This window comes from Pseudodesulfovibrio karagichevae (genome assembly GCF_041414475.1).
Classification (GTDB): domain Bacteria; phylum Desulfobacterota; class Desulfovibrionia; order Desulfovibrionales; family Desulfovibrionaceae; genus Pseudodesulfovibrio; species Pseudodesulfovibrio karagichevae.
This window is the reverse complement of the sequence record NZ_JBGLYH010000036.1, coordinates 32,097-42,124: the sequence shown is the minus strand read 5'-3', so window position 1 is coordinate 42,124 and position 10,028 is coordinate 32,097. Positions and strand designations below refer to the sequence as shown.

Genomic DNA, 10,028 nt, shown 5'->3' with positions numbered 1-10,028 from the left:
GCTCTCATGCCCAAAGTGTTACCCATGTTCCCGGGCTAATGTGTTACCTATGTACCCGGGCTGTACCCCCCTCTCCCCTTCCCCCGGACCCCCATCCCCTCTCCCTTCCTAAACTTCTTATCGCCGCTTCGCGGGGTGGGGACGCAAAGAAATGACCGTTGATTCAACAAACCATACGGCCTTCAATTCTTCATTCTTTTGGAGCGAATCGGGTGCGCAGCACCCGACAGCGGCTCAGTCCCCCGCGCTATGAATAGGCTTTCGAGAGTGGGTCAGCTGTGCATTTTCCGAGGGTCCGCCTGACCGCAGCGTACCCCAGTACGTGAGGATCAGGCGGACCCTCGGAAAATGTGCAGATGGCCCGCTATCGAAAGCCGTCTATGCGCGAGATTTCTTCTTCCCGCCCTGGGAGCCGATGTAGATGCCGACCAGGGCCACGGCCACGCCGGACAGTTCGATGGGATCGACCGGCTTGCCGAAGAAGAGGATGTCCCAGACAAAGGACAGGGTGGGCTGGAGCAGCAGGAGCAGGCCGACCAGGGCGCCGCGCACGGTCTGGATGCCGCGCGTGATCAGGAACCAGCCCACGGCGTGGCAAACCAGGGCCAGGGTGGCGATGGCAGCCAGGGACTTGAGGGTGGGGATGACGAAGGACTCGCCCTCGGCCACGGCGAACGTGCCGAGGATCAGGCCGGTGGCCAGGGCCGCGGCCGAGGCCAGGACCAGGGAGTCCGCCCTGTCCTTGGACAGGGCGTATTTGAGGGAGAGCATGTACAGGGCGTAGAAGAAGGCCGTGAGCAGGCCGAAGACCACGCCCAGCTTGTAGTCGGCGGAGAAATGCGCCCACTCCACGCCGACCATGAGATAGAGCCCGACCAGGGCCAGGGGAATGGCCACGTACATGCGCGCGGGCAGCCCCTCCTTGAAGAACAGGGCCGAGACGATGGCCAGGGGGATGACCTGGAAATTGCCGAGCATGGTGGACAGCCCAGGCCCGACATGGGCGATGGAGCGGTGCCAGAAGACGAAGTCGCCCGCAAAAAACACGGCGGCCACGCAGCCCCACTTGATGACGTTGGGCGTGAACAGCCTGAGCTTGCCCGCCCGGGCCAGCACGATGAGCATGGCCAGCCCGCCAACGGTCAGCCGGTAGAACCCGGCCACCTCCGGGGGCAGCCCGGCCAGGACCACCATGACCGAGGAAAAACTGATGAGCACCGCTCCGATCAGCAGCGCGCTCACGGGGCCACCACCGCCAGCCTGCGGCCCAGCGTGATGCCCGTCTCGTCCACGTCGGCCACGTACGGCCACGCCTCCACCCCGGCGTCCAGCGCCTGATAGAAGAGCTCGGCATAGGCCGGGTCGATGAAGTCCGCCGGGCCGAAGCAGCGGCCGTCGGGCCGCTGGATCAGGAAGAACAGGGCCACGCGCGCCCCGGTTTCGGCCAGGGCCATGAGCTCGCGCAGGTGCTTCTGCCCGCGCTCGGTGACGGCGTCCGGGAAGCGGGCCACGTCGTCCTCCACCAGGGTGACGTTCTTGCATTCCACCCACAGGTCGCCGGGCTCGCCGGTCAGGTGCGCGTCCAGGCGGCTCTCCCCCACCTTGGCCTCCTTCTGGAAATGATCGTAGCCGTCCATCTCGGGCAGGGCGCCCGCCCGCCAAGCCGCATACAGCATGCGGTTGGGCGTGAGCGTGTTCACCCCGACCATGGCCCCGGCGAGCTCCAGCCCCTCCAGGGTGTACTTGAGCTTGCGGTCCGGGTTGGCCGCGGGCGAGAGCAGGGCCGAAGAGCCCGGCCGGAGCAGGCCGAGCATGGAGCCGGTGTTGTTGGTGTGGGCCTTGAGGAGCGCGCCCTTGTCCGGGCCGTCCAGGGCCACGGCCTCCACGGTGAACCGCTTTATCCTGCGGACAAAGGCGGCGCGGCGGCACGGGGCATGGAAGGGCATGTGGGCGGCGGGTCTGTGCACGGTCTCTCCTCGGGCAAAAGCACTAGGCGATTTCCCCCGCTTTTGCCAGCGGAAAACCCGGAGTTCCCGGGCTACTCGCTGCGCTCGAGCTTTTCCAGGGCCTCGACGATCTTGTGCCCCTCGCCCTCGTACACGGCCTTGTCCTCGTCGGGCGTGGGCGCGGTCACCTCGGGCCAGACGCCGGGCTGCGGGTCGGGCCCCTTGCGGGCCTCAAGGCTGGGCTTCGAGTCGGTCATGACCGGGGTCTTGCGGATGTCCACGCCGGGCACGACGGCGCTGAACTCGATGGGGATGTTGTTCGGGTCAAAGGCGTAGATGGAGTGGATGAACCCGTGGTCCACCACCTCGGAGCACCACACGTCGGCGGCCTCGAGCTTGTCCTTGAGCTCCCACAGGTCGTCTTCGGAGGCCACGCCGAAGGAGATGTGGTCAAAGGCCACCTTGCCCTTGACCGGAAAACCGTGGTCCCGCTCGTCCAGCGGCTCCACGCCGTCCCACTCGAAGAAGGCGATCATGTCGTTTTCCGCGATCTCGAAAAAATAGTGGCGGTAACCGGGTCGGCCCAGGCCGACCACCAAGCGCATGCCGAGCAGGTCGCGCCAGAAGCGTATGGTCCCGTCCATGTCGCCGGTGACCATGGCCAGGTGATTGATGCCGGTGTATTGTACCATGCGAAATCCTTTCCTTGTCTGGTTTCCGGGCAGGCTACCATGGGGACGGAAAGGAGAAAAGGGGAACCGGACAGGCTCCCGGTGCGCGGACGCAAAAAAAGCCCCGGACCGAGGTCCGGGGCTTTCGGTTACGCGTTGGTCCTGCGCCCACGCCGCCGGAGGAAACCGGCCATGCCGATAAGCCCCAGTCCCGTGATCAGGAGGGTGCCGGGCTCGGGGACCGGCGTGCCGCCGTCAAAGGGCACGTCGTGCTGCTCGATGTGGGAGTCGTAAGACCCGGCCACGAGGGTTCCGTCGATGTGCCCCCATCCGCTGTATGGGCCATACGCGCCGGTCACCCGGGCGTTCGGGGCCAGGATGGAGCCCTGGACGCCGACGCCGTCCAGGAACAACTGGTCGGCCTCGTAGAAATTGAACAGGATGTTGTCGCTGTACTCGGCGGGATACAGCAGCCCCATGTTGGTCAGCCCCGAGAGCGCGCCGGAGACGTTGATCAGTATGGTCGCGCCGTCGGCGATCTGATCGATGGTCAACGTGTTGGCGTTCAGGAGGTCGCTGCCGTTAAGGTTGAATACCTGGAACTCGGAGCTGTTGTCTCCGCTCAGGTTGATGACGCCCCAGGGCTTGCTGTCCACCGTGCCGTTCGCGCCGGTCCCGCTCAGAGTGAGTGAAAGGTTCTTGAGGTAGGCCGCCTGGGCATCGAAATCAAACGGCAGCGTTGCATGACCGGTGGCGGAACGGCGTCCAATGCCAACCCTGGTCAGGCTGGCCGTGCCGCCCACCACCACGCTGCCGCCGATGCTGCCGTCGGTCATGGAGAGATTGTTGCCCACCACCACGGAACCGCCGATGTTGTAGCTGGACATCACCGCGTTGCCGCCCACGGCCAGATTGCCCTGGGTGTCGCTGCTGTTGCTGGTGTAGTCGCCCAGGACGAACGCGTTGTATTCCCCGGCCAGGCCGAGGTCGATGTACGCCGCCCGGGCGGGCGAGGCCGCGAGGATCAGTGCCAACAGGGTGAAAAGAATATATGAGTACTTCATGTGAATGCTCCGGTGTCTGTGCGTCGGCCCCGCATGGATTTCCTTGCGGGGCTTTATACTTTAGCAAAAACCGGTCCGATTGTATATCCAGCTGAAATACAATATTTTCCGCAAACGTACTATACTGGATATGTAAAGGACAACGCACTTTCTGTCGAACCGCTTTACAACGCCACGGCGGTAAACCGGTGCGTTGCCGGAGGGATGCGAACGACGCGGCCCGGCGCCGCTCCCTTTACAAACCGCGTGAAATGGGCTCAAACTGCGGCCAAATGCCGAACGTACTGCTGCACATCTGTTGTGGACCGTGCTCCATCACCACGCTCAAGACCCTGCTGGCCGAGGGGCACGAGGTCACGGGGCTGTTCCACAATCCGAACATCCACCCGCTCATGGAATACGTGAAGCGGCGGGACGGCTGTCTGGCCGTGGCCGAGAGGCTGGGCGTGAAGGTCATCGTCAAAGACGACGAGTACCGCCCCCAGGAGTGGTTCCGGGCCGTAGCCCACCGCGAGAACAACCGCTGCTTCCACTGCTACGCCATGCGCCTGGAGCGCACCGCGCAGATCGCCAGGCGCGGCAACTTCGATTTCTTCACCACCACCCTGCTCTATTCCAAATACCAGAAGCACGACGAGATCGCGGCGCTCGGCCGGGACCTGGAGTCGGCCAAAACGAAATTCCTGTACCACGATTTCCGGGAGGGCTGGAACGAGGGCATCGAGACCTCGAAAGAGTGGGAAATCTACCGCCAGCAGTATTGCGGCTGCCTATACAGCGAGAACGAGCGGTACAAGCGGGAGCTTTTGGGCTAGGTCATGCGCGCGCTGCTCGCATTCCTGTTCACGCGCAAGCGCGCGCTCGTCGGCTTTCTGCTCCTCAAGGCCGTGGCCGTGCTGGTCAACGGGCTGGTCCGGGGCACGGCCGAGGTCTGGGGCATCGGCATCCTGGCTCTGGCGGTCTACGCGGTCATCGCCCGCTTCGCCCAGGCCGGACGGGTCCTCTCCATCTGGGCCGTCACCCTGCTGATGCTCTACGAGGCGGCCGGGGCTCTGCTCCTGGCCTGGTCCGGTCTGAGGGATGCGCCCGGCATGGCCCTGATCGGCCTTGTGGTGGCCGCGTATCTCGTCGTCGGGGCGCTGGTGGTCTTCGCCAGCCGCCGGGAGGGCTGAGCGTGGGCAGGATCTACGGCGAGAACGTCCCGGTGCGGCCCGCCTTTCCCGAGGCCGGGGCCAAGCCGGTGAAGAAGGCGGACCACGGCAAGGGGCTGCTGCTCTACATCCACGTGCCGTTCTGCCGCTCCCGCTGCCACTACTGCTCCTTCCACTCCCAGTCCTTCGACCAGGCCACCTTCGCCTGGTATATCTCCCTGCTGCTCAAGGAGATCGAGCTATGGGGGCGGCGGCTGCAGCGCCCCAGGCTGCGCACGGTCTATTTCGGCGGCGGCACCCCGTCGCTGATCCCCCTGGCCCAGCTCGACCGGATCATGAAGGCGCTGAACAAGGCGTTCGTCCTCAATCCGGGCATCGAGACGACCATCGAGGCCAACCCGGACTCGGCCCAGGACGTGAGCTATTTCCGGGGCCTGCTGTCCATGGGCTTCAATCGGCTGTCGCTGGGCATGCAGAGCCTCAAGGACGCGGACCTCCAGACCTTGGGCCGCCCGCACTCGGTGGCCATGGCCTACCAGGCCTTCGACCAGGCGCGCCGGGCCGGGTTCGGCAACATCGGCCTGGATCTCATCTGGGGGCTGCCCGACCAGAAGCTCAAGGTCTGGCTCGACCAGTTGCGCATCGTCTCCGAGATGCGGCCCGAGCACGTTTCGGCCTACAACCTGACCCTGGAAGAGGGTACGGTCATGGCCCGGCGCTGCGCGGAGGGCGGAGATCTGACCCTGCCGCTGGATCAGGAACAGGGGCGCATGTTCGTCTACGGGGCCGAGTACCTGGAATCCGTGGGCTACCTGCACTACGAGGTCTCCAACTTCGCGCGCATGGGGTTCATGTCCGTGCACAACTCCGGGTACTGGGACGGGTCCGACTACCTCGGGCTCGGGCCGTCGGCCGTGTCCACCCTGGGGCGCAGGCGATTCACGGTGCCGCGCTACATGGACGAATACGACGCCTACGTGCGCGGTGAGCTGGTCGGCAGCGACTACGAGGAGCTGACCGACGAGGTCCTGATCGAGGAGATGGTCATGCTCTCCCTGCGCACGAGCAAGGGGCTGGACCTGAAGGAATACCGCAGGCGCACCGGCTTCGACCTGGTCAAGAGGAAGGAGCAGCTCATCAGCGCCCTGCACCGCGAGAACCTGGTGCGCATCTCGGGCGGCAGGCTCCGGCTGACCAAGAACGGCATGCTCGTGTCCAACGTGATCATCGAACGGCTGGCCTTCGGCGACTAGGCGGCCCCATGGAAACCCCCTCCCTGACGCGCATCTTTCTCGCCTTTCTCCGGCTGGGGCTGACCGCCTTCGGGGGCCCGGCCATGGTCCCGTACATCCGGGCCATGGCTGTGGAACGCAAGGGTTGGCTCGATGAATCCTCGTTTTCCCTGGGCATGTCCCTGACCCAACTGCTACCCGGGGCCACGGCCATGCAGATGGCCGCCTACGTGGGGCTGCGGGCCCGGGGCGGGGCCGGAGCCGTGGCCGCCTACATCGGGTTTTCCCTGCCCGCCTTCCTGCTCATGCTCGGCCTGACCGTAGTCTATTTCTCGGCCCGGAACGTGGCCGCCGTGACCGCGGCCTTCACCGGCCTGCAACTGGTCATCGTGGCCCTGATCCTCCATGCGGCGGTGAACTTCGCCCGACGCTACCTGGACAACATGGCCTCCCGGCTCCTGGCCTGCCTGGCGGGCGTCTGGCTCGGGCTCAAGGGCAACCCGATCCTGGCCATGGCCGTGGTCTGCGCCCTGGCCGTGGTCCTGCTCCGCGACGAGCGGGGCGGCGCGCCCGCGCACCGCGCCCCGACCGGCCTCGCCCCGCTGCGTTTCGCCGGGCTGCTCCTGGGCGGGCTCGTCCTTTTCCTGGCCGTATTGTACGCCGTGGCCCCCGAGCTGTTCCGGCTCGGCCTGCTCATGGTCAAGATCGACTGCTTCGCCTTCGGCGGCGGCTACGTGTCCGTGCCGCTCATGCTCCACGAGGTGGTGGAGGTGCGCGGCTGGCTGACCGAACCCATGTTCATGGACGGCATCGCGCTCGGCCAGGTCACGCCCGGCCCCATCGTCATGACCGGGGCGTTCGTGGGCTATGCCGTGGCCGGGCTGGCCGGGGCGCTGATCGCGGCGGTGACCGTGTTCTCGCCCTCGCTCATCGTCCTGTGCGCAGCCACTCCCTTCGCCGACCGTCTGGTGGCCGCGCCCATCGCCCGGCGGGTGCTCAGGGGCAGCCTCATTTCCCTGGTGGGGCTGATGGCCGCCGTGGCCGTGCGCTTCGGCCTGTCCGTGCACTGGACCGTGGCCCAGGGGGTCTTCGCCCTGGCCGCGTTCATCGCCCTGCGCAGGAACGTGGATATCCTCTGGGTGGTCCTGGCCGGGGCCGGCATCGGGGCGCTGACCTTCTGATCCGGAACCGGTTGTGTTGACAGAATCCGGTGGCCGCCGTAGAGAATCTAAAGAATATCTAGAGAATTGGCCCGACTCGGCGGGCTCGGCGGGTGTCGCCGGACACCCACGGAGGGAGGTGGTATGTTCGATTCCAAGAGGGTTCCGTTCCGTTTCAAGCTCATCTTCGGCGTGGTGACCATGGTGGTCCTGACCTCCGTGGTCCTGGCCGGAGGCATCGTCTACATGATGGACGGGGCCCTGTCCGGGCTGAACGTGAACCCCGAGGCGCTGGGTGCGGCCAAACGCGAAATTATCCTGGTGGCCGGGTGCATCGTGGCCGCGGGCGTGGTCGGCTCCCTGCTGGGCGGCTTCCTCCTGGTGCGCATTCTGATCAAGCCGTTGCACCAACTCTCGGTCTACACCCATGAAGTGGCCAAAGGCAATTTCGCCGCGACCATCGACTACCAGGCCCACGACGCCATCAGCGAGGCCATCGACGCGGTCAAGGACATGACCGCGGAACTCAAGGCCAAGCTCGGCATGTCCCAGGGGCTGCTGACCAGCCTGACCCAGCCGTGCGTGGTGACGGACACCGACGAGATCATCACCTTTCTGAACCAGCCCGAACTGGACCTGCTCCAGATCGACGGCTCCCCGTCCGATTTCATCGGCATGCACATGTCCGAATTCGTCTACGGCGACCGCTCGCGGCCGACCCTGCTCGGCCAGTGCATGCGCAAGGGCAAGGTCATCGTGGGCCAGACCACCAAGGGCAAGGGCCGCAAGGGCCGCCCCTACCACCTGCTGGTCGACACCTCGCCCATCAGGGACCTGGACGGGAACATCGTGGGCGCGTTCACCATTCTGACCGAGACCACGGAGATCAAGAAGAGCGAGGCCGAGGCCCTGCACCAGCACGAGCTCATCGCCGAGACCGCCCGCGAGGCCGAGGCCATCGCCCTGGAGCTGGACGAGGCGTCCGCCACCCTGTCCCACAAGGTGGATGAGGCCAGCCACGGCTCGGACATCCAGCGCGACCGGGCCACCGAGACGGCCACGGCCATGGAGCAGATGAACGCCACCGTGCTCGAAGTGGCCCAGAACGCCGGGAACGCCTCCAACAACGCGGACGACATGCGCGACCTGGCCGAGGAAGGGGCCGGGCTGGTCCACCAGGTGGTCGAGGCCATCCAGGGCGTGGGCACGCAGTCCGAGGCCCTCAAGGAGTCCATGTCCCAACTGGACAGGCAGACCGAGGACATCGGGGCGATCATGCAGGTCATCGACGACATCGCGGACCAGACCAACCTGCTGGCGCTGAACGCGGCCATCGAGGCGGCCCGCGCGGGCGAGGCGGGACGCGGCTTCGCCGTGGTCGCGGACGAGGTCCGCAAGCTGGCCGAGAAGACCATGACCGCCACCAAGGAGGTGGACGCGGCCATCCAGTCCATCCGCACCGGCACCCGCGAGAACGTGGCCGCCACGGAACAGGCCGTGGCCGCGATCCAGGAATCCACGGAGCTGGCGGCCCGGGCCGGGCAGTCCATCGAGAATATCCAGCAGTCCGTGATCCAGACCGCCGACCAGGTGCGCTCCATCGCCACGGCCGCCGAGGAGCAGTCGGCCACCAGCGAGCAGGTCACCCGGGCCACCGAGGAGATCACCGCCATCTCCAGCGAGACCGCCCAGGCCATGGCCGAGGCCCGCACCGACCTCGACCGCCTGGCCACCCTGGCGGGCTCCCTCAAGGAGCTCATCGGCCGCATGCAGTCCTGACCGGGAGGTTTTTCAACGCAAAAGAGGAAGCCCCTGCCGGAACCGGCGGGGGCTTTTCGTTTGCGGCAGCCGTCAACGTCCTTCTTGCCGCATCCCCCTGGGGGAAACCGTGCTCCATCACTGGGACAGGGCGACCCATCTGTTCTACGGCGGCATATTCCTGGCAAACGCGATGCTCTTCGCCGCCTTCGCCGTCCGCCCCGTGCACGACGCCTTCTTCCGGCCCCGGCCCGGAGCAGCGGACGGCGGGGACAGGGGCGGGGCCAAATTCGGCGGCTGATCAGCCCAGCACGGCCCGGACCAGTTCCGGGGTGCGCGTCCCGGCCTTGCCTTCCAGAAAGTAGTCGGTGGTGTTGTAGGTGTACGAAGTGTCCCGCAGGTTGATCTCAATGACCGTGCCGCCGTGGTTCTTGACCACGTGGGGGATGCGCCCGGCCGGGACGACCTCGCCGCCCGTGCCGATGACCAGGCAGACGTCCGCTTGTTTGGCCAGGTCCGTGGCCGCAGCGTGCACGTCGCTCGGGATGCCCTCGCCGAAGAAGACGAAGTCCGGCTTGAGCAACCCGCCGCAGGCCGGACAGGGCGGGGGCAGGATGTCCAGCGAGACGGCCTCGGTGGCGAAGAATGCCCGGCAGGACAGGCACTGCATGCGCCGGGTCGAGCCGTGGTACTCGTGGACCACTTGGCTGCCCGCGTCCTGGTGCAGGGAGTCTATGTTCTGGGTGACGATGCCGACGAGCTTCCCGGCACCCTCCAGTTCGGCCAGGGCAAGGTGGGCAGGGTTGGGCTTGGCCCGGCCGTACATGTCATAGAAGATTTCCTTGAGCAGGGGCCAGACCTCTTCGGGATGGCGCTTGAAATACCCCTTCTCGAACTTGTCCGGGTCGTACCTGGCCCACACGCCGCCCGGCCCCCGAAACGGCGGGATGCCCGATTCCACGGAAATGCCCGCGCCGGTGAAGGCCATGGCGCAGCGCGCCTTTTTCAGGGCCTCGGCCGCATTGTGCAGGGCGTGATTCGACATG

General features: G+C 66.2%; 11 protein-coding genes. 6 read left to right on the top strand and 5 right to left on the bottom strand.

The window, feature by feature from the left end:
* Positions 1-378: 378 nt before the first annotated feature.
* The 4 genes from AB6M95_RS12645 to AB6M95_RS12630 all read right to left on the bottom strand — a co-directional run bounded on the left by AB6M95_RS12645 (position 379) and on the right by AB6M95_RS12630 (position 3,681).
* On the bottom strand, positions 379-1,242 hold the full coding sequence (locus AB6M95_RS12645; protein ID WP_371387118.1) for a DMT family transporter: 864 nt from the start codon (positions 1,240-1,242) through the stop codon (positions 379-381).
* The gene (gene sfsA / locus AB6M95_RS12640; RefSeq protein WP_371387120.1) at positions 1,239-1,946 is read right to left on the bottom strand and encodes a DNA/RNA nuclease SfsA; all 708 of its coding nucleotides are present in this window, start codon (positions 1,944-1,946) and stop codon (positions 1,239-1,241) included. Before sfsA ends, AB6M95_RS12645 begins: the two co-directional genes overlap by 4 nt.
* Positions 1,947-2,038: 92 nt before the next feature.
* A complete protein-coding gene (locus AB6M95_RS12635; RefSeq protein ID WP_371387117.1) occupies positions 2,039-2,638 on the bottom strand; it encodes a VOC family protein in 600 nt (199 codons plus the stop codon).
* Positions 2,639-2,766: 128 nt separating this feature from the next.
* The gene (locus AB6M95_RS12630; RefSeq protein ID WP_371387116.1) at positions 2,767-3,681 is read right to left on the bottom strand and encodes a choice-of-anchor A family protein; all 915 of its coding nucleotides are present in this window, start codon (positions 3,679-3,681) and stop codon (positions 2,767-2,769) included.
* A gap of 272 nt (positions 3,682-3,953) precedes the next feature.
* Between AB6M95_RS12630 and AB6M95_RS12625 the strand changes: the two genes are divergently transcribed.
* From AB6M95_RS12625 to AB6M95_RS12600, 6 genes are all read left to right on the top strand, one after another.
* A complete protein-coding gene (locus AB6M95_RS12625; RefSeq protein ID WP_371387115.1) occupies positions 3,954-4,496 on the top strand; it encodes an epoxyqueuosine reductase QueH in 543 nt (180 codons plus the stop codon).
* Positions 4,497-4,499: 3 nt separating this feature from the next.
* Positions 4,500-4,853, top strand: a complete 354-nt coding sequence (locus AB6M95_RS12620; RefSeq protein ID WP_371387114.1) for a hypothetical protein — start codon at positions 4,500-4,502, stop codon at positions 4,851-4,853.
* A 2-nt stretch (positions 4,854-4,855) separates the two neighbouring features.
* Positions 4,856-6,085 (top strand): radical SAM family heme chaperone HemW, encoded by a 1,230-nt coding sequence (hemW, locus tag AB6M95_RS12615; RefSeq protein ID WP_371387113.1) that lies wholly within the window; start codon positions 4,856-4,858, stop codon positions 6,083-6,085.
* A gap of 8 nt (positions 6,086-6,093) precedes the next feature.
* Positions 6,094-7,245 (top strand): chromate efflux transporter, encoded by a 1,152-nt coding sequence (gene chrA, locus AB6M95_RS12610; RefSeq protein ID WP_371387112.1) that lies wholly within the window; start codon positions 6,094-6,096, stop codon positions 7,243-7,245.
* 123 nt (positions 7,246-7,368) lie between these two features.
* Positions 7,369-9,003, top strand: coding sequence for a methyl-accepting chemotaxis protein (locus AB6M95_RS12605; RefSeq protein WP_371387111.1), 1,635 nt, complete (start codon positions 7,369-7,371; stop codon positions 9,001-9,003).
* A gap of 109 nt (positions 9,004-9,112) precedes the next feature.
* The gene (locus AB6M95_RS12600) at positions 9,113-9,283 is read left to right on the top strand and encodes a hypothetical protein (RefSeq protein ID WP_371387110.1); all 171 of its coding nucleotides are present in this window, start codon (positions 9,113-9,115) and stop codon (positions 9,281-9,283) included.
* On the opposite strand, the gene AB6M95_RS12595 is transcribed toward AB6M95_RS12600, so the two are convergent.
* Positions 9,284-10,027 (bottom strand): SIR2 family NAD-dependent protein deacylase, encoded by a 744-nt coding sequence (locus tag AB6M95_RS12595; RefSeq protein WP_371387109.1) that lies wholly within the window; start codon positions 10,025-10,027, stop codon positions 9,284-9,286.
* Position 10,028: the final 1 nt, after the last annotated feature.

Excerpts from the sequence above, each read along its gene's own strand:
- sfsA (WP_371387120.1), bottom strand. The coding sequence starts at position 1,946 with ATGCCCTTCCATGCCCCGTGCCGCCGCGCCGCCTTTGTCCGCAGGATA.
- AB6M95_RS12635 (WP_371387117.1), bottom strand. The coding sequence starts at position 2,638 with ATGGTACAATACACCGGCATCAATCACCTGGCCATGGTCACCGGCGAC.
- AB6M95_RS12630 (WP_371387116.1), bottom strand. The coding sequence starts at position 3,681 with ATGAAGTACTCATATATTCTTTTCACCCTGTTGGCACTGATCCTCGCG.
- AB6M95_RS12625 (WP_371387115.1), top strand. The coding sequence starts at position 3,954 with ATGCCGAACGTACTGCTGCACATCTGTTGTGGACCGTGCTCCATCACC.
- AB6M95_RS12620 (WP_371387114.1), top strand. The coding sequence starts at position 4,500 with ATGCGCGCGCTGCTCGCATTCCTGTTCACGCGCAAGCGCGCGCTCGTC.
- chrA (WP_371387112.1), top strand. The coding sequence starts at position 6,094 with ATGGAAACCCCCTCCCTGACGCGCATCTTTCTCGCCTTTCTCCGGCTG.
- AB6M95_RS12605 (WP_371387111.1), top strand. The coding sequence starts at position 7,369 with ATGTTCGATTCCAAGAGGGTTCCGTTCCGTTTCAAGCTCATCTTCGGC.
- AB6M95_RS12595 (WP_371387109.1), bottom strand. The coding sequence starts at position 10,027 with ATGTCGAATCACGCCCTGCACAATGCGGCCGAGGCCCTGAAAAAGGCG.